Annotated in this window: 25 protein-coding genes and 1 pseudogene; 13 read left to right on the forward strand and 13 right to left on the reverse strand. The window is 70.7% G+C overall.

Features of this window, described 5'->3' with window-relative positions; translation table 11 throughout:
* Positions 1–53: 53 nt before the first annotated feature.
* The 3 genes from D1369_RS19160 to D1369_RS19170 form a co-directional block, all read right to left on the reverse strand.
* Positions 54–593, reverse strand: coding sequence for a DUF5819 family protein (locus tag D1369_RS19160; protein WP_342364922.1), 540 nt, complete (start codon positions 591–593; stop codon positions 54–56).
* Between the two features lie 311 nt (positions 594–904).
* Positions 905–2,236 (reverse strand): ice-binding family protein, encoded by a 1,332-nt coding sequence (locus D1369_RS19165; RefSeq protein WP_007383497.1) that lies wholly within the window; start codon positions 2,234–2,236, stop codon positions 905–907.
* A 403-nt stretch (positions 2,237–2,639) separates the two neighbouring features.
* The gene (locus D1369_RS19170; protein WP_007383496.1) at positions 2,640–3,674 is read right to left on the reverse strand and encodes a saccharopine dehydrogenase NADP-binding domain-containing protein; all 1,035 of its coding nucleotides are present in this window, start codon (positions 3,672–3,674) and stop codon (positions 2,640–2,642) included.
* Positions 3,675–3,784: 110 nt separating this feature from the next.
* Between D1369_RS19170 and D1369_RS19175 the strand changes: the two genes are divergently transcribed.
* Positions 3,785–4,771, forward strand: a complete 987-nt coding sequence (locus D1369_RS19175; protein ID WP_007383495.1) for a helix-turn-helix domain-containing protein — start codon at positions 3,785–3,787, stop codon at positions 4,769–4,771.
* Here D1369_RS19175 and D1369_RS19180 read toward each other — a convergent pair.
* The 7 genes and pseudogenes from D1369_RS19180 to D1369_RS19215 all read right to left on the reverse strand — a co-directional run bounded on the left by D1369_RS19180 (position 4,746) and on the right by D1369_RS19215 (position 10,526).
* Positions 4,746–5,375 carry a hypothetical protein gene (locus D1369_RS19180; RefSeq protein ID WP_007383494.1) on the reverse strand — a complete coding sequence of 210 codons (630 nt, stop codon included), beginning with the start codon at positions 5,373–5,375 and terminating at the stop codon, positions 4,746–4,748. The genes D1369_RS19175 and D1369_RS19180 overlap by 26 nt on opposite strands.
* A complete protein-coding gene (locus tag D1369_RS19185) occupies positions 5,372–6,076 on the reverse strand; it encodes a hypothetical protein (protein WP_007383493.1) in 705 nt (234 codons plus the stop codon). Before D1369_RS19185 ends, D1369_RS19180 begins: the two co-directional genes overlap by 4 nt.
* Entirely contained in the window at positions 6,073–7,359 is a 1,287-nt protein-coding gene (locus D1369_RS19190; protein WP_007383492.1) for a putative T7SS-secreted protein, read from the reverse strand. Before D1369_RS19190 ends, D1369_RS19185 begins: the two co-directional genes overlap by 4 nt.
* A 3-nt stretch (positions 7,360–7,362) precedes the next feature.
* On the reverse strand, positions 7,363–7,686 hold the full coding sequence (locus D1369_RS19195; RefSeq protein WP_007383491.1) for a hypothetical protein: 324 nt from the start codon (positions 7,684–7,686) through the stop codon (positions 7,363–7,365).
* 271 nt (positions 7,687–7,957) lie between these two features.
* Positions 7,958–8,177: pseudogene (locus D1369_RS43910) on the reverse strand (hypothetical protein); the annotation flags it as partial.
* 156 nt (positions 8,178–8,333) lie between these two features.
* The gene (locus tag D1369_RS19205) at positions 8,334–9,626 is read right to left on the reverse strand and encodes an alpha/beta hydrolase-fold protein (RefSeq protein ID WP_007383490.1); all 1,293 of its coding nucleotides are present in this window, start codon (positions 9,624–9,626) and stop codon (positions 8,334–8,336) included.
* A 519-nt stretch (positions 9,627–10,145) separates the two neighbouring features.
* Positions 10,146–10,526, reverse strand: a complete 381-nt coding sequence (locus tag D1369_RS19215) for a hypothetical protein (RefSeq protein WP_007383487.1) — start codon at positions 10,524–10,526, stop codon at positions 10,146–10,148.
* A 609-nt stretch (positions 10,527–11,135) separates the two neighbouring features.
* Here D1369_RS19215 and D1369_RS19220 point away from each other — a divergent pair.
* Positions 11,136–11,486 carry a helix-turn-helix domain-containing protein gene (locus D1369_RS19220; protein WP_118082532.1) on the forward strand — a complete coding sequence of 117 codons (351 nt, stop codon included), beginning with the start codon at positions 11,136–11,138 and terminating at the stop codon, positions 11,484–11,486.
* Positions 11,487–11,507: 21 nt separating this feature from the next.
* On the opposite strand, the gene D1369_RS19225 is transcribed toward D1369_RS19220, so the two are convergent.
* Both D1369_RS19225 and D1369_RS19230 read right to left on the reverse strand, forming a co-directional pair.
* Positions 11,508–12,152, reverse strand: a complete 645-nt coding sequence (locus tag D1369_RS19225; RefSeq protein ID WP_118082533.1) for a response regulator transcription factor — start codon at positions 12,150–12,152, stop codon at positions 11,508–11,510.
* A complete protein-coding gene (locus D1369_RS19230) occupies positions 12,140–13,390 on the reverse strand; it encodes a sensor histidine kinase (protein WP_118082534.1) in 1,251 nt (416 codons plus the stop codon). Before D1369_RS19230 ends, D1369_RS19225 begins: the two co-directional genes overlap by 13 nt.
* A 133-nt stretch (positions 13,391–13,523) precedes the next feature.
* Here D1369_RS19230 and D1369_RS19235 point away from each other — a divergent pair, with 133 nt between their 5' ends.
* The 11 genes from D1369_RS19235 (at position 13,524) to D1369_RS19285 (ending at position 22,665) form a co-directional block, all read left to right on the forward strand.
* Positions 13,524–14,081 carry a hypothetical protein gene (locus D1369_RS19235; RefSeq protein ID WP_205574478.1) on the forward strand — a complete coding sequence of 186 codons (558 nt, stop codon included), beginning with the start codon at positions 13,524–13,526 and terminating at the stop codon, positions 14,079–14,081.
* A 99-nt stretch (positions 14,082–14,180) separates the two neighbouring features.
* The gene (locus D1369_RS19240; protein ID WP_118082535.1) at positions 14,181–15,836 is read left to right on the forward strand and encodes an FAD-dependent monooxygenase; all 1,656 of its coding nucleotides are present in this window, start codon (positions 14,181–14,183) and stop codon (positions 15,834–15,836) included.
* Positions 15,837–15,982: 146 nt separating this feature from the next.
* The gene (locus D1369_RS19245; protein WP_118082536.1) at positions 15,983–16,354 is read left to right on the forward strand and encodes a hypothetical protein; all 372 of its coding nucleotides are present in this window, start codon (positions 15,983–15,985) and stop codon (positions 16,352–16,354) included.
* Positions 16,355–16,556: 202 nt separating this feature from the next.
* Complete coding sequence (locus D1369_RS19250) at positions 16,557–17,174, forward strand: class F sortase (RefSeq protein ID WP_118082537.1); 618 nt, start codon at positions 16,557–16,559, stop codon at positions 17,172–17,174.
* 153 nt (positions 17,175–17,327) lie between these two features.
* On the forward strand, positions 17,328–18,485 hold the full coding sequence (locus D1369_RS19255) for a SchA/CurD-like domain-containing protein (RefSeq protein WP_118082538.1): 1,158 nt from the start codon (positions 17,328–17,330) through the stop codon (positions 18,483–18,485).
* A gap of 66 nt (positions 18,486–18,551) precedes the next feature.
* Entirely contained in the window at positions 18,552–19,004 is a 453-nt protein-coding gene (locus D1369_RS19260; RefSeq protein WP_118082539.1) for a cupin domain-containing protein, read from the forward strand.
* Positions 19,001–20,269, forward strand: coding sequence for a beta-ketoacyl-[acyl-carrier-protein] synthase family protein (locus D1369_RS19265; RefSeq protein ID WP_118082540.1), 1,269 nt, complete (start codon positions 19,001–19,003; stop codon positions 20,267–20,269). The genes D1369_RS19260 and D1369_RS19265 overlap by 4 nt, the downstream gene beginning before the upstream one ends.
* Positions 20,266–21,516 (forward strand): ketosynthase chain-length factor, encoded by a 1,251-nt coding sequence (locus D1369_RS19270; protein WP_118082541.1) that lies wholly within the window; start codon positions 20,266–20,268, stop codon positions 21,514–21,516. The genes D1369_RS19265 and D1369_RS19270 overlap by 4 nt, the downstream gene beginning before the upstream one ends.
* Positions 21,517–21,573: 57 nt before the next feature.
* Positions 21,574–21,831 carry an acyl carrier protein gene (locus tag D1369_RS19275; RefSeq protein WP_118082542.1) on the forward strand — a complete coding sequence of 86 codons (258 nt, stop codon included), beginning with the start codon at positions 21,574–21,576 and terminating at the stop codon, positions 21,829–21,831.
* Between the two features lies 1 nt (position 21,832).
* Positions 21,833–22,312 carry an SRPBCC family protein gene (locus tag D1369_RS19280; protein WP_118082543.1) on the forward strand — a complete coding sequence of 160 codons (480 nt, stop codon included), beginning with the start codon at positions 21,833–21,835 and terminating at the stop codon, positions 22,310–22,312.
* Between the two features lie 20 nt (positions 22,313–22,332).
* Entirely contained in the window at positions 22,333–22,665 is a 333-nt protein-coding gene (locus D1369_RS19285) for a TcmI family type II polyketide cyclase (protein WP_118083144.1), read from the forward strand.
* A gap of 48 nt (positions 22,666–22,713) precedes the next feature.
* Here D1369_RS19285 and D1369_RS19290 read toward each other — a convergent pair whose 3' ends face one another.
* Positions 22,714–23,742, reverse strand: a complete 1,029-nt coding sequence (locus tag D1369_RS19290) for a methyltransferase (protein ID WP_118082544.1) — start codon at positions 23,740–23,742, stop codon at positions 22,714–22,716.
* Positions 23,743–23,771: the final 29 nt, after the last annotated feature.

Raw genomic sequence — 23,771 nt, forward strand, 5'->3', positions numbered from 1 at the left:
GCGGGTCGGTTTCCGCCCCGCCGGGGATACGGCGGTGCGGAGCGAGTGCCTGCTCAGTTTCCACGGGGGGTCACCTTCCACCAGGGCAGATACCGCGTTTCGACGGACCTCGGCGCGGCAGCCGACGAGCCGGGGCCGGGCCCCTGGGCCGAGGCGGCGATGGGCACGGTGATCACCCGCAGCTGGACGGACTCGAAAGTGCCGCCGCGCCGCTCGGCGATGCGGTCCGCCGCGATGTCGGTCAGGTACTTCTGCATCATCAGCGCCCGCTCCGAGCGGGGCCGGTCGTCACCACCATGGGTCTCGAGGTACGAACTCCAGGCCCGCCGCAGCATGTTCTGCGCGGTGTGACTCGGGAAGGCGTCATGCCTCACCGCCGAGTTGTCGACGCCGCTCAGATCGAACCAGCCGCTCACCCGCACCCTGCCGTCCGCGGTGGTGTGCAGGGTCCTTGCCGAGATCTGCCGGTTGACCGACTCCGGATCCGGGGCGAAGAGCCGCCAGTTCTGTTCGAACAGGGGGAAGACCCAGGCGTTGATCTGCCGGCTGTACTGCCGGGAGAGCGGATTCGGGGGTGCCACGTGCAGAAACACCAGGAGAACGTGGACCAGGGCTGTCGCCAGGCACAGGGCCACAGCTGCGCCCGTTCCCGCCTTGAGGAGCACGGGCGGAGGCTTCGAAAGCCCATGGCGCGGAAGGGTGGTCCCGCTCCGACCCCGGCTCCGGTCCGATTCGTCGACGTCCGCCGTTTCGATGCCGCCCGGTACGGCCTCGCCCGGTACGGCCCCGCCCGGGCTTTCCATCCTGGCTTCTCTCACTGTTTCTCCTGAGATCGCGCCAACGGCGCGCGACGGAACCGACCACAATCCGTCGCGCGCCGCTCGTCCTGCTCGCTCAAGGGGAGCTAGGCAGCTTCCTTGTCGTGGCCTTCGTGATCGGTGCCGTAGCCCTCGGGCTTGTCGGGGTTGCCCTGATGCCCGCCATAACCGCCGTGGTCATCGGGCTTCCCGCCGTGATCGTGGTCGCTGGGCTTCTCGTCGTGATCGTGGCCGCCGGGCTTCTCGCCATGGTCGTGGTCGCCGGGCTTCTCGCCATGGTCATGGTCGCCGGGCTTCTCGCCATGGTCGTGGTCGCCGGGCTGGTGGCCGTGATCGTGATCGCCGTTTCCGCCGATCGAGCCGCCTGTCACACCGCCGTTCGTCCCGCCGATCGAGCCGCCGTTCGTACCGCCCGTGGTGCCGCTGGTGGTAACGCCCGCGACCAGACCACCCAGCACGCCTCCGGTGGTTCCGCCCGTCGTCAGGACACCGCCGAGAAGACCGCCGCCGGTTCCGCCGCCCGTCGGCACACCGCCGATGACGCCGACCGTGGTGCTGCCCGTCGTGCCCGTGGTGGTGCTGCCCGTCGTGCCCGTGGTGGTGCCGCCCGACGTGGCACCGGCGACAACGCCACCCGTGATCAGACCACCGGTGGTTCCGCCGGCGGCACACGTACCGCGGTTGATCGTGTTGCTGTCCAGCGTCACGGCGCCGGTACGGGCCAGCGCCCGGCCGGCGATGGTCGCTCCCGTGGTGACGGTGATCGACGCCTGGGCCATGATCGTGCCCACGAAGGTGGAGTTGGTGCCGAGGGTGGCCGAACTGCCGATCTGCCAGTACACGTTGCACGGCGAGGCGCCGTTGACGAGAGACACGGCGCTGCCGGATGCCGTCGTCAGGGTCGAACCGATCTGGAACACCCAGACCGCGCTGGGGTCGCCGTGTGCGTCGAGAGTGAGCGTGCCGGTGATGCCCGCGGAGATGGGGGCCTTGTAGACGCCCGGATCCAGCGTCCTGCCACCGAGCTCCACGGGGTCGGGAGCGGTGGGGTACGTGACGTCCGGCGCCTGTCCGGCAGCGTTGTTGTACGCCGTGACCAGATCGCTCTTGGCCTGGAGTGCCACCGCGTCCGCGGAGTGCACGGCTCCGTTCACGACACCGGGCGGGAATCCGGTGATGGCCGTTCCCGGCGACACCCCGAGATCACCGGTGATCAACGAGGGTCCGGTGTTGGTGACCTGGGAACCGGCCAGTACGGCAAAGCTGCTCGCCGTACCCAGAGGCACCGGGGTGGCAATGGCGCTCGCGGTTGTCGGCGTCATCGCGAGCACGACAGCGGCGATCACCACGGCCGTCACCGCCGCGATCCACATCGACATGGTGCGCCGTAGCGGCGCTTCAGGGATGTTCAGCGTCATCGAGGGGCCAACTCCTTCGAGCAGATGTTCTTGGCGGTACCCGGTCGCACAGAGGCGCCTGTTTCTGGCGCTGGAATATTACTGAGGAGTGTGCCGCCCGACGCTTTCCCCAAGGGGCACCGAAAATTACATAGAAATGCTTAATGGGCCGGGTGGTTGCAAACCCTGAATTCTCGCCGGGTGCGACCGTCCGGCACGGCCAAGGTGCCGCGTCACGGTATTCAGCGCCTGGCAGGCCGACGGAAAGTGCGCGGTCGGCGCATCGCTCGCGCTGTGAATGCGCCCGAGCTGCGTCATCCGCAGTATTATTGAATGCGGGTTGGTTCACTCTCACGTGCAACCGCCCGGAAGGGTGGCTCCGGCGTGTTCGCGCCGGAGCCATTGCCGTCCTCGCCGACAAAAGTCAGGGGTGTCTCAGTTCGAAGGTGATGTGCGGGGACAGGGCGCGGAGGAAGTCCGGCGCGTCGAAGGCTTCGCCGGCCGAGGTGACGCCGGGCGTGTGGGTGCGGCCGGTGAGGATGCGGTGGACCGCCTCCACCGCGAGGGGTGCGGTGACCGCGTAGATGTCCCGGCCGCGTGCCACAGCGCGCCGTTCGGTGTCGCCGGAACGTACGACGGCTTCGACGAGGAATGTCTGGTCGGACCGCCCGCTCCCGTCGGCCGCGGTCGGCGCCGGGGTGTCCGGGGCGGAGAGGTCCCTGGCCGCTTCGCTCGCCATGTGGGTGCGTACCTCGGGGATGGAGAGGTGGCTGGGAAGAGTGACCACGTCGGCCATCGTGAACTCCGCGACGACCTCCCTGGTGCCCAGCGGGTCGGGGAAGGACCACTTCAGGAGCGTCGGCGCGTCGTCGTGGTACTCCAGCCGTCCCTCCGTGTAGCGGACCCGCCGGCCGCCTCGGCGCTCGCCGGAGACCGCACCCGCGGAGCGCGTCCCGGGCGTGGGGTGCCAACTGCTCAGTCCGTACGCGATGTTCGCCTCGTCGGCCGCCGTCCAGTCCCCCATCGCGGCGGTGGCCAGCAGGTCGCCGAGGCCGCCGTAGAAGGCCATCGCGGGAACGATCACCACGCCTGCGGAGCGGGCGCGGTCCGCGAAGTGCGTGAACGTGTCGAGGTTGGCCTCGATCTCGGCTGCCACGTCGACGTACGGGATCCCGGCGCGCAGTGCCGCCTCGATCACCGGGGCGGCGGTCACCGCGAAGGGCCCGGCGCAGTTGATCACGGCGTCGACGCCGTCCAGGGCGCGGTCGAGTGCGGCAGGGTCGTCGACCGACGCCGGCCGGACCTCGAGTCCTGGCTCGGATGCCGCCAGCGCCCGCAGTTTGCCGGCGTCGCGGCCGGAGAGCACCGGGACGAACCCGCGCTCCCGCAGCTGTGCCACCACGAAGCGTCCGGTGTGTCCGTACGCGCCGAACACCGTCACCGTCTGGCCCGGTCCCATGGGTTCTCCCCCGTGCTCGAGTGATCTGCTTGATCTGCCGAGATCATCGTGTCGAGGTGGGTCGCTTCAGCGTGAGTGTCCGGAACGACGTGCCCCGTACACTTTCGGACATGGGTACCGTCGTCGGGCTGGCCGTCACCGAGGGGATGCTGCCCTTCGAACTGTCCATGGCGTACGAGGTGTTCGGCGCCGCTCCGGTCGGCGTGACCGTGCCCTGGTACGACGTGGAGCTCTGCGGGTCGGACGCCGTGCGGCTCGGCCGGTTCCGGCTGGAGCCCGACCAGGGGCTCGACCGGCTCCGGCATGCCGACACCGTGATCGTCCCCGGCTGGGCGGACACCGACGTGGAGCCGCCCGCCGAGCTCGTCGGCGCGGTGCGTGCGGCCCACGAGGCCGGTGCGCGCGTGGCCTCCCTGTGCACGGGCGCCTTCGTGCTGGCGGCCGCCGGCCTGCTGGACGGCAGGCGGGCGACCACGCACTGGGTGCACACGGACGCCCTGGCCGCCCGCTACCCGCGGGTGGAGGTCGATCCGGACGTGCTCTACGTGGACGACGGCAGCGTGCTCACCTCAGCAGGCAAGGCCGCCGCGCTGGACCTGTGCCTGCACCTCGTCCGTCTCGACCACGGTTCGTCCGTCGCCAACGCCGTCGCCCGCCGCCTGGTGGTACCGCCCCATCGGGCGGGCGGCCAGGCGCAGTTCGTGGCCGCTCCGGTGCCCGCCCGTGACGACCATCCGCTCTCCGCGCTGCTCCCCTGGGCGATCGAACGCCTCGACCGCCCACTCACCGTGGAGGACCTGGCCCGCCAGGCCGGGATGAGCTCGCGTCATCTGGGACGCCAGTTCAGGGCGGTGACCGGCACCACCGCGCTCCAATGGCTGCTGACACAACGGATCCGCCGCGCACAGGAGTTGCTGGAGACCACCGACGACGTCGTCGACGCCATCGCGGCGGCCACCGGCATGGGCACCGCCACGACACTGCGCCGGCACTTCCACCGCACGGTCGGTGTGCCTCCGGACACCTACCGCCGGACCTTCCGCTCACAGTCTTCGGGCATGCAGCCGGGGGCTACTTCAACCGGGCGGGGCGCTTGATGCCCGCGCGGTTGGCCTTCTCGACGCGCTCCGGGCCGGCGTCCTTCCGGTACTTCTCCGTTTCGGCCCAGTCCCTGGGCTGCAGGAAGAGCATTTCACCGCCCCCCGGCACGATGAACGCGCCCCCGAAGGGCTCGTCACCCGCGAACCAGACACCGTCCGTGATGCCGACGGGCCACCGACCCCGCCCCAAGGCGTCCTTGGCACGCAGGGTGAAGGGCGTGCCGGTCTGATCTCCGAAGCGCACGTAGAGCGTGTGGGTGGACTCCATGCCGTATTTCTCGACCGGTGTGCGGAATTCGAGCGGGTAGGTCCGGAACACCTTCGAGCACTTCCGGGCCAGACTCAGGCGGCCGGCGAGAAGGAACAGTGTCCACACCATGCCGAACATTCCGACAATGCCCACCGGCAGCAAATAGTCGAGGTGGAGCACGAACAGCTGGACCCACAACAGCAGGAACACCGGGAAGAACTTGAGGAATCTCTTCAGCGCGACGCGGTGGTGGTAGCGCACCGCACCCTGGAAGTCCGTTCCGTCGGTCGGGTACGGCGCGGGCGGGGTGTCCGACTCCAGACCGTCCTTCCACCGTTCTGGCACCGTCATCCGAACGGGCTCCTTTCGTCAGTCCCTGAGCCGGAGCCCGGGAACGGGCCGGACGCGTTCTCCGCTTCGGCCGGGTCCGGCACCGCAGGGTCGTCCAACGTCACCGTACGCGCGACACCGAGCAGCACGGCCCGGTAGTCGTCGGCGAGCTCCACGGACGCGGTGACCAGCTGCACGGTGATGATCGACGAGGTGCGGGGAACCGGGATCGCCACGGTGCCCTGCCAGACGGTGCCCTCCGCGGGGCCTTCCTGACCGTCGGGGGGAGCGGTCGGCGCGACCGTGGTGCGTTCCGTCTCCCACAGGTATCCGGTGCCGACGGGCAGCTCCACAGGCACGAGGCCGTCGGCCGTGCCGGTGCCGAGCATGTGAAGGAGCACGGCATTAGGGTTGGCACCCGAGGTGGGGACGGTGGAGACCGTGAGGACGGACAGCGTGGCCCCGTCCTGCTCGTCCGGATGCATACCGAGCGCGCACCCCATGACCTGCTGACTCCGCAACATCGTCAGGACGACGGCGTACAGGCGGAACACCTGGTCGGCGCGGTCCCGCACGTCTTCGGGAAGGGCGCTGAGCTGCCGGGCCACCTCCTGGATGCCCTCGGGTGACGGCTGAAGGTCCAGCTGGAGGTACCCATGGGGCAGCCCGTACCAGAACTCCGGCTTCGGTTCGGTCGCGACCGTGTCAATGAATCCGTTCACAGCCTGACCCCCGCCATCAGTTGTCCGACATCCAGCGCGATGCCTTTGACACCGTCGACCAGACCGGTCGAGGCGGCCGCACCCTTCGTGACCTCGGACGCGTCGTGTCCGGGACCGTTCTTCGGCAACACGCCCATGTTCTCCAGGGACGACGCCATGTTCGCCGCCACGTTGACGCCGTTGATGCCGTACTGGAGCGCGCCGGTGGCGGGGGAGGTCGCCGCATCGAGAGCCTTGTAACTGAAGGCGGGAACGATTTCCTTGCCGAACGCACCGAGCTTCGAGCCCAGCGACAAGGCCTCGCCTCCTTCCCGGGCGACCGCCGCCGCGAGACCCGCCTCGCTGCCGGCCCTCGCGAGGGCACCGACACCGGGCACCATGCCGAGGCCGTCACCGACCATGGAGGCCCAGGCGAACGCGCCTTCCTTGAGGCCGTACTCACCCATCAGCGAGTCTCTGAAGTCCTCACTCGCGAGGTTCTTGGCCATGGAGACCGCGCTCGCCGCGACCGCGATACCGAGGAAGACCGGCGCCAACGGGGTGGGGAGCAGGGCCAGCAGACCCGCGATGGCGCCGATGGTCCCGGCGTGCTCCACGAGGAACTCGCCGACCGCCTTCAGGCCCTCGCCGATGGCGCTGAGGGCCTTGTCGAACCACCCCGGCTCCTTGGGGGCGAGCTTGTCGTCGGCCTCGTCGAGGCTGCGGGCGACGGTCTCGGCCGCGTCGGTGTGGGTGCCCTCCAGTTCCTTGGCCTTCGCGATGACGTCGTTGTAGGCGGTGTTGGCGTTGTTGAGGTGAGTGGTGGCCTCGTTCAGTTCGCGCTCGGCGGTACGCAGGCGCTCCGTCGCGGCATCCGCCTCCGCCTGGCTGGGGTATTCCCTGCCGGCGAGCTTGAGGTCCGGGTTCCCCGCGGCCTGGTCGTAGCGGGTCCTGGCCTTGTCGGCGTCAGCCTTGTTCTCGCGGGCGGCGTCGTCGTACTTCTTGGCCAGTTCGCGGTGGGAGGTCAGGTCGCCTTCCCATTTGCCGAGCGCCACGGCGGCTTTGTCGAGCGAATGCCCCGCGTTCATCATGGCGGTCTTGAGGTCGCCGTCCAGCGTGTCCCGGAACGCGCTCGCGGCGTCTCCGTGCCAACTGGAGCTCGCCCCGAGCAGATACTCGATCTGACGGTGGCAGTTGTTGAGTGTGTCGGCCGCGGACTTCACCTTGCGGTAGAGGGAGGTGACCTGCTCGGGTATCCCGGGTACCGGATTCCAGCCGAGGCTCGGGAACGGGTTGTCAGCCACCGGTCACTTACCCCCGGTGTTCGCGGCGTTGGTCTCTTCCATCTTCTTGAGGGCCTTCGAGAGGTTCTCCTCGAACTGCCGGTAGCTCAGCGCGGTCTTTTCCACGCCTTCGTCCACCGCTTTGATCATGTCCTTCAGCTGGCCTGTTCCGTACTTCCATCTGTTCTGGAAGGTCTCGCACGCCTCGTCCAGCCGCGGAGTTCCGATCTGGTCGGCACTGACCGCGGAGAGCGCTGAGCGCGCCTCCTCCAGGTCAGTCACGGACTGCTTCAACACCCGGCCAAAAGAGTTCAATTGACCCAGATCGACCTTAAATTCATCCGCCATGAGGCGACCCCCTTCTTCGACTGTTCCCGCCAGGCTGCCGGCGCGGCACCAGACTAAAGTACGAGCAAAGGCGCGTTGTCGCCGTTCCCCCTGCGAATCGGCAACTCTCATGCGGTGAAGCCGAGTCGAGCGGAAAACCGGCCCGCTTTCCGCCCACCGTCTCCTTGATCTCCACAGGTTCGCCAACTCCGGCGCCCGTGTTGTGCGGCCACCCTTGAGGCGTTCTCTGTGTGCTCCTGCAATCAATCCCTGGCAGAAGGACCGGCGCCAGTCCCAGGGCGAGGCCGCCGCGGGAGTGGTTCACCGGCATCCAGTCGGCGAGTGAGGCGCCGAGGGGGCGGGTGACGACGTAGGCGGCCCAGAAGGCGGTCACCGCGTTCAGACCGCTGAGGCAGTGGGCTGCCGCGGGCACGCGGATCGCCGGCAGCTGTGCCGAGGGCGAACGCGGCGAGGACGGCCGCCCAGTAGAACGTCTCCCGGCGGCGGGTCCGGTCCGACAGGATCGGCAGGCACGGCGGACCCGCCGGACCCGCCGTGAGGCTCCCGGCTCGCTCGTGAGGGCTGTCCGAGGAACCCGCCAGGTCGAGCCGCTCGGCGAACTGCCCACGCGGGACCGGCAGTTCACAGAGCGGCAGCCGGCGTCAGCCTTACCTGCGTGTCCTGGTCGTAGGCGTAGGCTCCGGGCCGTCGGCGCGCAGGGGGTCGTGACCGGGCTTCTGGGGGTCGGCGACCACGACACCCTTCTTCTTGTGGTGGCGGGGCACGACGTCCTGGGGGAACGTCAGCTGCTGGTTCATCCACTTGAGGGCGGGGGGCATCTCCTGCACCCAGGTCGGGAAGTTGTGACTGCCGTGCTCGGGCTGGATCGACACGACCCGCATGGGTGCCCTGACGGCCTTGATGAAGGCCTGCGTCTGCGGATAACCGCGCTCACCGTGCTTGCTCTCGGCCACCAGGACGGAGACGTCGGGGACCGGCAGGTGCTTGAGCCGCCACATGAGGTCGTGGCTGTTGATCCGCTCGATGCGTTCCGGGCCGTTGCCGAAGAGGTTGCCGGTCGTCGCGTCGTCCTTGACCTTGTAGTCGGGCGACAGGGCGGCGGCCGTCGTGAACACGTGCGGATCGCGCATCGTCAGCTGGAGGGCGCAGCTGCCGCCGGACGAGTAGCCCATGACCCCCCAGGCACTGGCGTCATGGCCGACCCGGTAGGCGGACTTCAGGGCGTCGGGGAGATCCTTGGCGAGGAAGGTCTCGGTCTGCGGCCCGCCCGGTACGTCCACGCACTCGGTGTCGCGCGGCGGAGCGATCGTGGGCCGGATCATCACCATGATGGTCGGCTGCATCTGACCGCTCTTCTGCAGCGTCCCGGCCGTCTGTGACACCCGCAGATACTGCGCGAGGTTGAAGATGCTGCCCGGGTAACCGCTGAGCGCGACGATCACCGGGAAGCGCTGCCGCTGGTACGCCTTCTGGAAGTACTGCGGCGGCAGGTAGACGAAGGCCGGGTCGACCACGCCCGTGCGGCGGCCGATGACCTTCACGGACTCGACGCGCCCGTTGACCGCGGCGGGGCCGGTGGGCAGCCCGCTGACCCGGCTCAGCTGCTCGTCGGTGGCGGGCTGGACCAGCGCCCCCTTCACGGCGACGCCGTTCACCGTGCCGGTGCCGCCGTAGTCCCCCGCCTGGGTGACGCCGACGGGGGCCGTCTCCACGTGGCCGAAGAGTTCGCCCCACGATCCGAAGAACTGGTACGACGAGTTCAGCCAGCACGCGAACGCCGCGATGATCACGACCTGGGTCGTCCCGAGGGCCACCAGGCGTCCGAGCACCTGCAGCAGGCCCTGCCGGGCGAACCGTGGCCACCACCAGACCAGCAGTGCCACGGACACGGCGGCGAGTGCCGCCATCACATACACGGTCGTCTCGCTGGTCAGACCCATACCGGATGATCCCCGATTTCCCTACCTGTGCGGTTTCCTTCATACAGAAGGAGGGCTGCGGGATCCTCCGCGTTCCCCAATTAGTGCAAAAGGGGTGCGCTTCTTAGTGCAAAAGGGTTAGGTGGCGTCGCGACCGGCACCAAAGCCGGTGCGGGGCCCGCCCGCGGGCGCCCAGGGCCACCAGGTCGCTGTAGCAGAAGACCGCGTCGGGCGGCTCCGCCAGGTCGAGCAGGTGGGCCATGGCGTCTCCGCGGCCGCCGGTATGACACCCGACGATGTCGTCGCGCAGGCCGCCGGTTCCACCTCCACCGGCCGCTTCTCCCAGCCTGGGGAAGTCGCCGAACTGGTCCTGTTCCCACCTGGTGACGAGGCGTACGGACGCGTCCCGTTCACCCCTGACCCGGCCCGCCGGTGGCCAGGGGCCGGTGCGCGCCGTTCCGGTTCAGCGAGGTGCGTTCGGCACGCCGGTGGGACCGGCGTGGTCGGGGTCCCGCCCGACCACCCCGGCGGGCAGCCGTCTCACCGGTCGATGTAGCTGAGATCACCCACGGTCCACGCGCTGACGTCCTTGATCGCGACGCGGTACATGCCCCCCGTCTCCGGGATGCCGAGGCTCCCCTGCAAGATCCGCGCGAGATGGAAGTGCAGATGGGTGGGCGCCTCGTCACGGCCGGGCTCGGCCTGGCCCCCGCGCGGTTCGCGGGCGAAGACGTCGGAGAACGGGCCCAAGCGGTCCGAGTCCTTCAGGACCTCCGCCACGCGCTCCCTCCACACGGCCTCAGGAGCCAGCCGGCCGGTGATGACGGCTCCGCCGACGACCACGGTCAACGACATCTGATTGCTTCGCTCGGACTCCACCGCGGCGGAGAGGGCGACGAGCAGCTCGTCAGGGTTCGACATGAGAGCAGATCCTATTCAGTCCCGGGACCGCCCCGCGGTCCGGGCAGCAGTTTCACCGGCGAGGGAGGGCGGCTCCCGGCCAATCGAGCGGCTCGCAAAGATTCTCCTCCGCCACCGGAGTGAAATCTACTCTTGCCAGAGTAGACATCCTCTTCCGGCATGGTTACGCTTCATATCGTAGACACGGTCGAACGAGACCCGGCAGACACGAACTGGCGGGTGATGTACGCAAATTCGCAGGTCAGTGCGGCTCTCGAGCCTCGAAGCCAAGGCGTTCCCAGATGGCGACGGGACTGAGAGCCGCACTGGGCGGCTCGCAGGTCGAGGAGCCGCCACGCAGTACCGCACAGAGAGAAGCAAGAGAGAAACGGAGGAGACGCCATCAGGATCGCCCGGACCGACACTCTCGGCCCGGGTACCGCAAGACCCCGGAATGGATGGTGGTCCCCGGTCAAGCAGTTGCGATCCCCCCGCACCCCGCTCTGCCGGGCCGGGTAGCGGTAACAGAAGGTCGGCACAGCAGTAGAGCCGACAGATGGTGTTCGATTTCCTCGGGGCCCTGGTGCGTACGGCACCAGGGCCCCTCGACGCGTTGCACAACGAGGTGACATGACCCCGGAAAAGCCTCTGAGCGATCGCCTGGAGGACGACGACTACCCGGCCTACACGATGGGCCGGGCAGCAGAGATGCTCGGCACGACACCCGGCTTCCTCCGAGCCCTCGGCGAAGCCCGACTGATCACACCCCTGCGCTCCGAAGGCGGACACCGCCGCTACTCCCGCTACCAACTACGCGTCGCCGCCCGCGCCCGCGAACTCGTCGACCGCGGCACCCCCATCGAAGCCGCCTGCCGCATCGTCATCCTCGAAGACCAACTCGAAGAAGCCCAACGCATCAACGCCGAATACCGCCGCGCCGCCAACGCCACACCCGGCACCCCCGGCCCCCGCCCCAGCTGACCAGCCGGACTTCCACCGTCCTCAGGCCACGCCGAGAAAACGCAGAACGGCCAGCACCCGGCGGTGGTCCGCATCCGCCTTCGGCAGGTCGAGTTTGGCGAGGATGCTGTTGATGTGCTTGGCCACCGCGCTCTCGCTGACGACGAGCTGCGCTGCTATACCGGCGTTGGACCGACCGCCCGCCATCAGCTCCAACACCTCGCGTTCTCGTGGGGTGAGCCGGTCCAGCGGGTCGCTGTGGCGGCGTACCAGCAGCTGGGAGACCACCTGTGGGTCCAGTGCGGTGCCGCCCTCGGCCACCCGGCGCAGGGTGTCGGCGAACTCCTCGACATCCGCGACCCGTTGCTTGAGCAGGTAGCCGATGCCCGAGGTGTGGGCGGAGAGCAGATCGGCCGCGTACCGCTCCTCCACGTACTGGGACAGCAGCAGTACGGCGGTCCCGGGCCACTGCTGTCTGATGACCAGCGCGGCCCGCACTCCCTCGTCCCCGAAGCCGGGCGGCATCCGGACGTCCACCACCGCGATGTCCGGCCGGTGTTCCTCCACCGCCGCCAACAGCGCCTCGGCGTCACCGACCTCGGCGACCACCTCGAACCCGGCCATCTCCAGGACCTTGACCACGCCGATCCGGAGCAGCACGGAATCCTCGGCGATCACGGCACGCACGGCAGCTCCACGGTCATGACGGTCGGTCCCCCGACGGGACTGTCGACCGACAGCGTGCCATCGACCGACGCGACCCGTTTGGCCAGCCCCGCCAGCCCGGTGCCGCCGGCGGGGTCGGCGCCGCCCACGCCGTCGTCGCTGACCACGACGAGCAGGGTCGGCCCGAAGCGCTCCACCGTGACCTCGGCCCGGGACGCCTCCGCGTGCTTCACCACGTTCGCCAGTGCCTCGGAGACGACGAAGTACGCGACGGCCTCGACCGTGGCCGACGGCCGGGACGGCAGGACCACCTTCACCCCCACCGGAAGGGGCACCCGGGCCGCGATCCCGGAGATCGCGGCGTCGAGACCGCGATCCTCCAGAACGGCCGGATGCAGCCCGCGCACCAGACCGTTCAGCTCCTCGATCGCCTCCTTCGCCTCCCGGTGCGCCTCGTCGAGCACGCGACGGACGTCCTCGCTCAGGTCACCGAGCGTCGCCCTGGCCAGTCCGAGGTTGACCGCCAGGGAGACCAGCCGCTGCTGGGCACCGTCGTGCAGGTCCCGTTCGATGCGCCGCCGTTCGGCGTCGACCGCGTCCACCAGGCCCGCCCGGCTCTCCGCCAGGTCCTCGACCCGGCGCGCCAGCTGCTCCTCACGGCTGGGCCCGAGCCGGGCCGTGGCGGTGCGGGTGTCGAGCCGGGTGAGGGCATCGGTCAGCCGGGATGCCGCACGGAGCAGCACGGCCCCGGCCACGGTGACGTACGCCGCCGCGGGGGTGTAGCCGAGGTCGCCGAGGGCCCCGTCCGGCGGAAACAGCCAGATCCACGCGTAGACCGAGGCGGCCACGACGGCCACGGCCCACATCAGGAGGACGAAGGCCGCCGCGACGGCCAGGAGCGGGCCGTACAGCAGGTGGTACGTGAGCTGCCGGCGGCCCGCCGGGGACCGCAGCCACTCGGGCAGCGGGGGACGCGGGCCCTCCTGGAGCGCGGGGATGCCCACCCCGAGACGGGTGCGGAAGCGGCCGCGCTGCACCTCGGTCAGCAGCGGGCCGGCCAGGACGACGGCGGCGAACGGCACGAGAACCGCCGGGAGGATCGCCGCCATCGCCTCCGGGACGAAGAGCATCCACGGCAGAGCCATGACGAACACGACGCCGAACTGGATCAGGACTCCCGTGGCGAGGAACGCCGCCGGTCGTCCGGCTCCCCGGAACGGCCACAGGATCACGCGCCGCAGGCGGGCGGTTATGGGCATGGGGGAACGGTAGGCGCCGAGGTCAGGGGCGGTCCATGGCGCAGGCATCCGTCCCGGGGGTGCAAGTGGTGCCACCCCGGGACGGACCTCTGCGTTACTGACGGTGACCGCCGCGCCGGTGAGGCTGGAGGCCATGAAGGAGAGCCGGGAACACGAGGAGTCCGACCCCATGAGCGTGCTGACCGACCGTCAACCACAGGGTGCCGAGGGTGTGCCGACGGTGCGGCGGGGGCGTCGTCGGCACCGGATGGGACACGTCCTGGTCGCCTGCGGGCTGGTCCTGCTGCCCTGGCTGTTCGTGTTGGCGGGCGGCCTGCCCGCAACGGCCGTCGCCTCCAACTGGCGCACCGTCTGGGTGGGCCTGGACGCCTCGGAGGCCGCGGGCTTGATCGCGACGGGACTGCTGGCCCTGCGGCGCCACCACCTGTACCCGCTCACCGCCACCGCCACCGCCACGCTGCTCGTGGTCGACGCCTGGTTCGACACGATGACGGCGGCACCGGGCGCAGACCAGGTCTCGGCGGCGGCGATGGCGCTCGGGGCGGAACTGCCGCTGGCGGTGGTGTGCGTCGTACTGGCAGCGAGGGGGCAACGCCCGCCCCACGGGCTGACCGCCCCGCGGCGCTCCGGGCCGGCATCACCCCCGCCGACACGCGCGGAGGCCGCCGACTCGGGGAACTCGGCGTGTTGAGCGGGTGAAGCTTGGGCCCGCGTTCGTGTCCCGGGGCATGCATGAAGCTCCCCGCCGTATCCGGACGAGTCGGCGGACACGACGCGCTGGAGGCGAGTGATGAACCAGAAAGCTGCCCACGCCGACCCCACCACCCACCGGGTCCCGGTCCTCATCGTCGGCGGTTCCCTGGTCGGCCTGTCGACCTCGGTGTTCCTGGGCCGGCTGGGCGTACCGCACACGCTGGTGGAGCGGCACGCCGGCACCTCCATCCACCCCCGCGGGCGCGGCAACAACGTCCGCACGATGGAGCTGTTCCGCACGGCCGGTGTCGAACCGATGATCCGTCAGGCCGCCGCCACCCTGGCCGACAACCACGGCATCCTGCAGACCCCCACCCTGGTCGGCGACGCGGGCGAGTGGCTGTTCAAGGAGATCGACGCGGGCGGCGGACTGGCCCGTTTCAGCTCCAGCTCATGGTGCCTGTGCAGCCAGAACGACCTGGAGCCGGTGCTGCTCGACCACGCCACGCGGCTCGGCGGCGATCTGCGGTACGCCACCGAACTGCTGTCCTTCGACAGCGGGCCCTCCGGCGTCACCGCGATCCTCAAGAGCCGGGAGACCGGCGAGCACACCACCGTCCTCGCCGACTACCTGGTCGCCGCCGACGGTCCCCGCAGCCCCATCCGCGAGCAGCTCGGCATCGGGCAGAGCGGTCCGGGCGACCTGTTCAGCAACGTCAGCATCACCTTCCGCTCCCGCCGCCTCGCCGAGGTCGTCGGCGAGCGCCGTTTCATCGTCTGCTATCTGACCGACCCGGCGGCCGACGGCGCCCTGCTGCCCGTGGACAACCGTGAGAACTGGGTCTTCCACGCCCCCTGGCACCCCGAACGCGGCGAAACGCTGGAGGAGTTCACCGACGAGCGGTGCGTCGCCCACATCCGCCGCGCGGTCGGCGTCGCCGATCTCGACGTGGAGATCACCGGCCGGGCCCCCTGGCACGCCGCCCAGCGCGTCGCCACCAGCTACCGGTCGGGACGGGTCTTCCTGGCCGGCGACTCGGCCCACGAGATGTCCCCCACCGGGGCGTTCGGCTCCAACACCGGTATCCAGGACGCGCACAACCTCGCCTGGAAGCTCGCCGCGGTCCTCGGCGGCTGGGCCCGGGACGGGCTGCTCGACTCGTACGACGCCGAGCGCCGCCCGGTGGCGGAGGCCACCAGCGCCCGCGCCGCCGCCCGCTCGGCCGAGCACAGCCACCCCGGCTACGCCCCGGCCGCCGGCACCGGTGGCGGCCCGCAGCGCGGCATCCTCAACGTGGCCCTCGGCTACCGCTATCCGCAGGGCGCCGTGGTGGGCGCCGACCCCGCGACCCCGGTCGTCCCGGACCGCCTCGACCTGTCCGGTGAACCCGGCAGCAGGGCGCCCCACATGGTCGTACGGCACCGCGGTGAACGCGTCTCCACCCTGGACCTCTACGAGCGCTCGCTCGTCCTGCTCAGCGACGCACGGGCGGCCAGCGGCTGGCACGAGGCCGCCGTCCGCCTCGCCGAGGAGACGTCCGTCCCGCTGACGTCGTACCGGCTGGGCGAGGGACCGGACGCCGAGTTGACGCCCGAGGGCGACACGGACTGGTCGGCCTCGCACGGTACGACGCCCGAAGGAGCCCTGCTCGTGCGGCCCGACGGGTTCGTGGCCTGGCGGTCGGCGGGGCCGGTCCCGGACGCCGAGTCGGCGCTGCGTCAGGTTCTGAGCACCGTGCTGGGGTCCCTCTGACGGCCGCTGGATCCGGGCGGGTTCACCCGGCTGACCGCCTTGAGTGGTGGCGAACGCCCGGCTGACTGACGGTGGATCACGTCGGGGGCGGGTCACCTCAGCTGACGAAGCACCAGCTGCCCTGCCACCGGCGGAAGGAACGTCACATGCGCTCTGCTCGCATCCTCCTGACCACGGCGGCGGCCTCGGCCGTCCTCCTTCTCGGCGCACCCGGCGCGCACGCGGCCGGGGACGACTGGGACTCCTCGGACTCCTCCTACAGCAAGGAGCACACCAACCCGAAGTACGACCCGGAGACCTACAAGGACAAGGACAGCGAGCAGGGACGGGAGTCCGGCGGCGGCAAGCACGACGGCGGCTGGAGCGGCAGCCACGAGAAGCCCAGCGGTGGAATGCACACCGGGGGCGGCGGGTTGGCCTCCCCGGCGGTGACGACGGGCGGGCTCGCCATGCTGATGGTCGCCGGCACCGGCCTGTACGCGGCACGCCGTAAGAGGGTCGCCGGAAGCCTGGCCTGACCCATGCCGGACGCGATAGCCGCCGTGGCCGCCGCGCGCGTGGCGCGTGGCGGCCCGGCCGGCCCGGTCCCTGCCCCGTCCGTCCTCTTCGCTGCCGTGCCCTGTGAGGTGGTGCCCGATGGCAGTTGGTCCTACGCCCCCCGCAGACAGTCCCGGCCCCGATGATCCCGCCCCGGCCGGGGAGGGGTCCCACACCAAGGTGATGCTGGGGGCCGCGGCGCTCCTGGTGCTGGCCGTGAGCCTGTTCGGCCAGCACGGCGGGTCCTCGTCCGAGGCCTCCCGGCCGCCCCTGGCCGTACCCGCCTCCGTGCCGGTCGCGTCGGCTCCGCCGCCCGGACAGGCGGCCGGGCAGCCGGCGGGCAGGCAACTTCCGCGCTCACGGCCGGTACGTCTGCTCATTCCGAAGATCTCGGTCGACGCGCCCTTCACGGATCTCGCCATCGGCCCCACGGGCCGTCTCGAACCTCCTCCCGCCCACGACACCAACCTCGTCGGCTGGCACGCCAAGGGCGTGTCCCCCGGGGAACCGGGCACCGCGATCATCGCCGGGCACGTGGACACCACGACGTCGGCGGCCGTGTTCGTGAACCTCGGCGAGCTGCAGGAGGGGGACGTCTTCCACGTCGACCGGGCCGACGGGCGCAGAGCGTCCTTCGTGGTCGACAGCGTGGAGACGTTCGAGAAGGACAACTTCCCCAGCCGGCGGGTGTACGACGACACGGCCCGGCCCGAGGTCCGACTCATCACCTGTGCGGGTGACTACGACCACACGGCCAGGGACTACAAGGACAACCTCGTGGTCTTCGCCCACCTGCTCTGAACCCACCCGCCCCGCCCGCCGGACCGCCGGTCACCCCCACGGTGCATCCGAGTCGCGCGCTTCCCGGGGCGGGCTGACGATCGAGGAACGCCGACGTCACGCCCCGTGGCCGACGTTCGCCCGCCCCTGCCCCCCGAAGGAGATGTGCGCAGGATGACCACCACGTCCGACCGTGTTTCGAAAGCGCCTACGCAACAGGCGTCGCAGCGGGTCTCCCAGTCCGTGTTCGACGGCTCCCGGCTCCGTGTCGTCCTGCTGGTGGACGTCTACGACGGGGCCCAGCAGCAGTTCCTGGAAGCGTACGAGAGCCTGTGCAGCCAGGTCGCCTCCGTACCCGGGCATGTCAGCGACCAGCTGTGCCAGTCCATCGAGAACCCCTCCCAATGGCTCATCACCAGTGAGTGGGAGAGCGCCCCGCCGTTCCTCACCTGGGTCAACAGCGAGGAACACGTGCGGATGGTGCAGCCGCTGCACAGCTGCGTCCGGGACACCAGGTCGCTGCGCTTCCACATCGTCCGCGAGACCGGCGGCCCGGCGGTGCCGACCGGACCCGAGAAGCGCCGGCTCCAGGCGGCGCCCAGGATCGGTGACGGAGTCATCCGCCACGCGCTCACCTTCACCGTCAAGCCGGGCAGCGAGGCCACCGTCGCCGAGATCCTCGCCGGCTACACCTCGCCGGAACCGCGGGTCGACGACACCACCCGGCTGATCCGCACCTCCCTCTTCATGCACGGCAACCGGGTCGTCCGGGCCATCGAGGTGCGGGGCGACCTGCTCGCCGCCCTGCGCCACGTCGCCCGGCAGCCCGAGGTGCGGGCCGTCGAGGAAGCCATCAACCCCTATCTGGAGCAGGACCGGGACCTGGACGACCCCGAGTCCGCCCGGCTCTTCTTCACCCGCGCCGCGCTGCCCGCCGTCCACCATGTGACGGCCGGGCAGGAGAGCCCGGAGGCGGTACGGCACGCGCTGTACTACCCCGCCCGCGAGGGGTGCGGCCTGCGCCTTGCCGAGCTGCTCGCCCGGCAGGACGAGGCGGCGGCGGACGACCCGCGCGGACCGGTGCTGCGCAGCACGATCTTCCAGCGCGACGACGTCGTGATGCGGCTGGTCGACGTGCGCGGCCCCCTCGACAGCGACCCCGGCCCCGTCCTCGGTCTCACGGATCGCGGCCAGGCGGCCGAGCTGACGGCCCTCCTCGACGCCGAAGCCCTCGGAGTGGACGGTCCGGCGCTGCGGGACAGCACCCCCGCCCACCTCCTCGCGGTCTCCCGCATGGACCTCGTCACCGACCGCCGCGCGCCCGACGCCTGATTCACCGGCCCGGGCCGTGACCGGCCACGCCCTCATGTCGATGCAGCACCTGTTCGGAGGAACGTCGTGATCAAACGTCATCCCGGAGTTGTGGATCTCAGCGAGGTCGAGCCCAACACCCGGCGCGGGGGCGACCTGCGCGCCATGCTCACCCCTGCCACAGTCGGCTCCACCAGCGGTTTCATGGGCGTGGCCATCGTGCAGCCCGGCGACCGCATCGCCGAGCACTACCACCCGTACTCCGAGGAGTTCATCTACGTGGTGTGCGGGCAGCTCGAGGTGGACCTGGACGGCGAGCCCCATGAACTGCGGCCCGAGCAGGGGCTCCTGATCCCGTCCCACATGCGGCACCGCTTCCGCAACGTGGGCAACGTGGAGGCCCGGATGGTCTTCCACCTCGGCCCGCTGGCCCCGAGCCCGCCGCTCGGACACGTCGACACCGAGGACGCCGACGGTGTGCCGATCCCGGAGGCGGTCCACGCCGGCGGGGCGGCCGAGCGATCCGGGTTGCGCTCATGAGGAGGCGCGTCGCGGTCACCGGCATAGGGATCGTCGCCCCGGGCGGCATCGGTGTCCCGGCGTTCTGGGATCTGCTGACCAGCGGTCGTACGGCGACCCGCGGCATCACGTTCTTCGACCCGTCCGGGCTGCGTTCGCAGATCGCCGCCGAGTGCGACTTCGACCCGGCGGCCCACGGGCTGGACGCGGAGCAGATCGCCCGGAGCGACCGCTACCTCCAGTTCGCCCTGGTCGCCGGCGCGGAGGCGGTGCGGGACTCCGGCCTCGACCTGGCCGCGGAGAACCCGTGGCGGGTCGGGGTCTCCCTGGGCACCGCGGTCGGCGGAACCACCCGGCTGGAACACGACTACGTCCTGGTCAGCCACGGCGGACAGCGCTGGGACGTGGACCACCGGGAGGCCGGTCCGCATCTGCACCGGGCGTTCTCGCCGAGCACCCTCGCCTCGGCGGTGGCGGAGCGGTTCGAGGCCCGCGGACCGGTGCAGACCGTCTCCACCGGCTGCACCTCGGGCCTCGACGCCGTCGGGTACGCCTTCCACACGATCGAGGAGGGCAGGGCCGACGTGTGCATCACCGGCGCCTCCGACTCGCCGATCTCCCCGATCACCATGGCCTGCTTCGACGCCATCAAGGCCACCTCCCCCAGCAACGACGACCCCGCCCACGCCTCACGCCCCTTCGACGCCCGGCGCAACGGGTTCGTCATGGGCGAGGGCGGCGCGGTGCTCGTCCTGGAGGAACTGGAACACGCACGGGCCCGCGGCGCGCACGTGTACTGCGAGATCGGCGGCTACGCCACGTTCGGCAACGCCTACCACATGACCGGTCTGACCGGTGAGGGCCTGGAGATGGCCCGGGCCATCGAGGACGCCCTCGGCCAGGCCCGGCTCGACGCGACGGCGATCGACTACGTCAACGCGCACGGCTCGGGCACCCTGCAGAACGACCGGCACGAGACGGCCGCGGTCAAGCGCGCTCTGGGCGCGCACGCCTACGACACGCCCATGAGCTCCATCAAGTCCATGGTGGGCCACTCCCTGGGCGCGATCGGGGCGATCGAGGTGGTCGCCTGCGCGCTGGCCCTGGCCCACCAGGTGGTCCCGCCCACCGCGAACTACGAGACCCCGGACCCCGAGTGCGACCTGGACTACGTGCCGCGCGTCGCCCGTGAGCGCAGGCTGCGCAGCGTGCTCTCGGTGGGCAGCGGGTTCGGCGGCTTCCAGTCCGCGGTGATCATGACCCTGCCGAGGGAGAAGACCGAATGAGCGCACCGCACCCCCGGCGCGCGGCCGTCACCGGAATCGGCGTGGTCGCGCCCAACGGAATCAACACCGAGGCCTTCTGGAAGGCCACCATGGAAGGTGTCGCCGTCCTGGACCGGATCACCCGTGACGGGTGCGAGCACCTGCCGCTGCGGGTGGCCGGCCAGATCCGGGACTTCGATCCGCCGTCGGCGATCGAGGAGCGCTACCTCGTCCAGACCGACCGGTTCACCCACTTCGCGATGGCCGCGGCCGACCTGGCGCTGGACGACGCCGGGCTCGGCCGGTCCGACACCGACGCCGCGCCGTTCTCCGTGGGCGTGGTCACCGCCGCCGGTTCCGGCGGCGGCGAGTTCGGGCAGCGCGAGCTGCAGCAACTGTGGGGCAAGGGAAGCCGGTTCGTCGGGCCGTACCAGTCCATCGCCTGGTTCTACGCGGCGAGCACCGGCCAGATCTCCATCCGGCGTGGCCTCAAGGGCCCCTGCGGGGTGGTCGCCTCCGACGAGGCGGGCGGTCTGGACGCCCTGGCGCACGCGGCGCGGGCCGTGCGGCGCGGCACGGACGTGATGGTGGCCGGGGCGACCGAGGCGCCGCTGGCCCCCTACTCGATGGTCTGCCAGCTCGGTTACGAGGAGCTGAGCAGCGTCGACGAACCGGACCGCGCCTACCGCCCGTTCACCGCCGCGGCCTGCGGATTCGTGCCCGCCGAGGGCGGGGCGATGCTCGTCGTGGAGGCGGAGGGCTCGGCCCGGGAACGGGGCGTGCCCGTGCGGGCCACGCTGGCGGGACACGCGGCCACGTTCACCGGCGCCTCCCGCTGGGAGGAGTCCCGGGAGGGTCTGGCCCAGGCGATCCGGGGCGCCCTGGACGAGGCCGGGTGCGCACCGGAGGAGATCGACGTGGTCTTCGCCGACGCCCTCGGGGTCCCGGAGGCCGACCGCGCCGAGGCGCTCGCGATCGCGGACGCCCTCGGTCCGCACGGCACCCGCGTGCCCGTCACGGCGCCGAAGACCGCCGTCGGCCGGGCCTACGGCGCGGCTCCCGTGCTGGACGTCGCCACCGCGGTGCTCGCGATGGAGCACGGGCTGATCCCGCCCACCCCGAACGTCTTCGACGTCTGCCACGACCTCGACCTCGTCACCGTCCGCGCGCGGGCCGCCGAGGTGCGCACCGCGCTGGTCCTCAGCCGAGGACTCATGGGGTCCAACGCGGCGCTCGTGCTACGGCGCGGTGCCTCGGACGCCTCGTAGCGAGGCCTCGCGACCACCCATCACCACAGAACATCACGACCCAAGGAGAGGAACCCCATGAGTGACCGCATCACCGTGGAAGAGCTGGCCGAGCTCATGAAGAAGGCCGCCGGAGTCACCGTCGCCCCCGACGAGCTCCAGCAGCGCAGCGACTCCGGCTTCGACACCTTCGGCCTCGACTCGCTCGGTCTGCTCGGCATCGTGGGCGAGCTGGAGAACCGGTACGGCACTCCGATGCCTCCCGACGCCGAGAAGAGCAAGAGCCCCCGGCAGTTCCTCGAACTCGTCAACAGCGCGCTTCTCGCGGGAGCCTGAGATGACCGGACACACGCAGAACGAGATCACCATCGCGGCCCCGCTGGATCTGGTCTGGGACATGACCAACGACGTGGAGAGCTGGCCGCAGCTGTTCAGCGAGTACGCCTCCGCCGAGATCCTGTCCCGGGAGGGGAACAGGACCACGTTCCGGCTGACCATGCACCCCGACCAGGACGGCAAGGTGTGGAGCTGGGTCTCCGAGCGGGAGCCGGACCCCGACACGCTCACCGTGCGGGCCCGCCGTGTCGAGACCGGGCCCTTCGCCTACATGAACATCGTGTGGCAGTACGAGAAGGTCGCCGAGGGCACCCGGATGGTGTGGACGCAGGACTTCGCGATGCGTCCGGACGCGCCGGTCGACGATGCCTGGATGACCGACAACATCAACCGGAACTCCAAGGTCCAGATGGCGCTGATCCGGGACCGCATCGAGAAGGCCGCCGAAGAGCGCCGGCCCGTGCAGATGCTGTCCGACTGAGCGGGACGGAGGACATGACGATGCACCAGTCCCTGATCGTCGCCCGGATGGCCCCGGAGTCGGCCCTGGACATCGCCAAGGTGTTCGAGGAGTCGGACCGTGGCGAACTGCCGCACCTCGTCGGGGTCGCCCGGCGCAGTCTCTTCCAGTTCGACGACGTGTACCTGCACCTCATCGAGTCCGAGCGGGACCCCGGGCCGGCCATCGCGAAGGTGGCCGGACACCCGGAGTTCCGGGACATCAGCGAGCGCCTCGCGGCGTACGTCAGCGCGTACGACCCGGCGACCTGGCGGTCACCGAAGGACGCGATGGCGCGGTGCTTCTACCGCTGGGAGCGCGACGCCGGCTCCTGAACCGCCGTTCGCCGGGCACGCACGGTTCGCGTGCCCGGCGAGGGTCGGTCAGCGGGGAACCGTGCAGTCGAACGCGTGCAGGTAGGGATTGACCGGGCGGATGTCGTCGATGACCAGGCCCGCCTCCGTCAGCCTGCCGGTCAGGCTCTCGGTGGTGTGCTTGGCCCCTCCGACGTTGAGGAGCAGCAGCAGGTCCATGGCGGTGCTGAACCGCATCGACGGTGAGTCGTCGACGAGGTTCTCGATGGCCACGACCCGCGCTCCCGGTCCGCCCGCCTCGATGACGTTGCGCAGGGTGCGGGTGGTGCTGTCGTCGTCCCACTCCAGGATGTTCTTGATGACGTATACGTCGGCCTTGACCGGGACGGCCGCGCGGCAGTCGCCGGGCACCAGGCGCATCCGGTCCGCGAGCGCGCCTCCCGGACGCAGCCGGGGGTCGGCGTTCTCCACCACGCGCGGCAGATCGAGCAGGGTGCCCTGGAGGGTCGGGTACTTCTCCAGCAGGCTCGCCACCACATGTCCCTGACCGCCGCCGATGTCGGCGACCGACGCGCATCCCGACAGGTCGAGGAAGTCCGCGACGTCCCGCGCGGACTGCACGCTGGAGGTCGTCATGGCGCGGTTGAAGACGTCGGCCGATTCCGGGGCGTCCTCGTTGAGGTACTGGAAGAACTCCTTGCCGTAGAGGTCCTCCACGACGTTGCGGCCGGAGCGCACCGCCTCGTCCAGCATCGGCCACGCGGCCCAGGTCCACGGCTCGGTGCACCACAGCGCGATGGAGCGCAGGCTGTTCGGGTCGTCCTCGCGCAGCAGCCGGGACATGTCGGTGTGCGCGAACGTCCCGTCCGGCTGCTCGGCGAAGATGCCGTAGCAGGACAGGGCACGCATGAGCCGGCGCAGTGTCCTGGGCTCGGTCTTCACCGCGGCCGCGAGGTCGTCCACGGCCAGCGGACTGTCGTCGAGGGCGTCGGCGACACCCAGCCGGGCGGCCGCGCGCAGGGCGGCCGCGCAGGCCGCGCCGAACACCAGTTCCCTGAGCCGCATGGACGGCGGCGGGGCGGTCTGAGCGGTCGTCATGGGCCGCCTTTCTTCTTCGAGTTCCTGGG

It is taken from the genome of Streptomyces sp. CC0208, assembly GCF_003443735.1.
Lineage (GTDB): Bacteria > Actinomycetota > Actinomycetes > Streptomycetales > Streptomycetaceae > Streptomyces > Streptomyces sviceus.

Bases quoted from the DNA above. Each gene is read 5' to 3' on its own strand.
- D1369_RS19165 (WP_007383497.1), bottom strand. From the start codon at position 2,236: ATGACGCTGAACATCCCTGAAGCGCCGCTACGGCGCACCATGTCGATG.
- D1369_RS19170 (WP_007383496.1), bottom strand. From the start codon at position 3,674: ATGGGACCGGGCCAGACGGTGACGGTGTTCGGCGCGTACGGACACACC.
- D1369_RS19175 (WP_007383495.1), top strand. From the start codon at position 3,785: ATGGGTACCGTCGTCGGGCTGGCCGTCACCGAGGGGATGCTGCCCTTC.
- D1369_RS19180 (WP_007383494.1), bottom strand. From the start codon at position 5,375: ATGACGGTGCCAGAACGGTGGAAGGACGGTCTGGAGTCGGACACCCCG.
- D1369_RS19195 (WP_007383491.1), bottom strand. From the start codon at position 7,686: ATGGCGGATGAATTTAAGGTCGATCTGGGTCAATTGAACTCTTTTGGC.
- D1369_RS19205 (WP_007383490.1), bottom strand. From the start codon at position 9,626: ATGGGTCTGACCAGCGAGACGACCGTGTATGTGATGGCGGCACTCGCC.
- D1369_RS19215 (WP_007383487.1), bottom strand. From the start codon at position 10,526: ATGTCGAACCCTGACGAGCTGCTCGTCGCCCTCTCCGCCGCGGTGGAG.
- D1369_RS19220 (WP_118082532.1), top strand. From the start codon at position 11,136: ATGACCCCGGAAAAGCCTCTGAGCGATCGCCTGGAGGACGACGACTAC.
- D1369_RS19230 (WP_118082534.1), bottom strand. From the start codon at position 13,390: ATGCCCATAACCGCCCGCCTGCGGCGCGTGATCCTGTGGCCGTTCCGG.
- D1369_RS19235 (WP_205574478.1), top strand. From the start codon at position 13,524: ATGAAGGAGAGCCGGGAACACGAGGAGTCCGACCCCATGAGCGTGCTG.
- D1369_RS19240 (WP_118082535.1), top strand. From the start codon at position 14,181: ATGAACCAGAAAGCTGCCCACGCCGACCCCACCACCCACCGGGTCCCG.
- D1369_RS19245 (WP_118082536.1), top strand. From the start codon at position 15,983: ATGCGCTCTGCTCGCATCCTCCTGACCACGGCGGCGGCCTCGGCCGTC.
- D1369_RS19250 (WP_118082537.1), top strand. From the start codon at position 16,557: ATGCTGGGGGCCGCGGCGCTCCTGGTGCTGGCCGTGAGCCTGTTCGGC.
- D1369_RS19255 (WP_118082538.1), top strand. From the start codon at position 17,328: ATGACCACCACGTCCGACCGTGTTTCGAAAGCGCCTACGCAACAGGCG.
- D1369_RS19265 (WP_118082540.1), top strand. From the start codon at position 19,001: ATGAGGAGGCGCGTCGCGGTCACCGGCATAGGGATCGTCGCCCCGGGC.
- D1369_RS19270 (WP_118082541.1), top strand. From the start codon at position 20,266: ATGAGCGCACCGCACCCCCGGCGCGCGGCCGTCACCGGAATCGGCGTG.
- D1369_RS19275 (WP_118082542.1), top strand. From the start codon at position 21,574: ATGAGTGACCGCATCACCGTGGAAGAGCTGGCCGAGCTCATGAAGAAG.
- D1369_RS19280 (WP_118082543.1), top strand. From the start codon at position 21,833: ATGACCGGACACACGCAGAACGAGATCACCATCGCGGCCCCGCTGGAT.
- D1369_RS19285 (WP_118083144.1), top strand. From the start codon at position 22,333: ATGCACCAGTCCCTGATCGTCGCCCGGATGGCCCCGGAGTCGGCCCTG.
- D1369_RS19290 (WP_118082544.1), bottom strand. From the start codon at position 23,742: ATGACGACCGCTCAGACCGCCCCGCCGCCGTCCATGCGGCTCAGGGAA.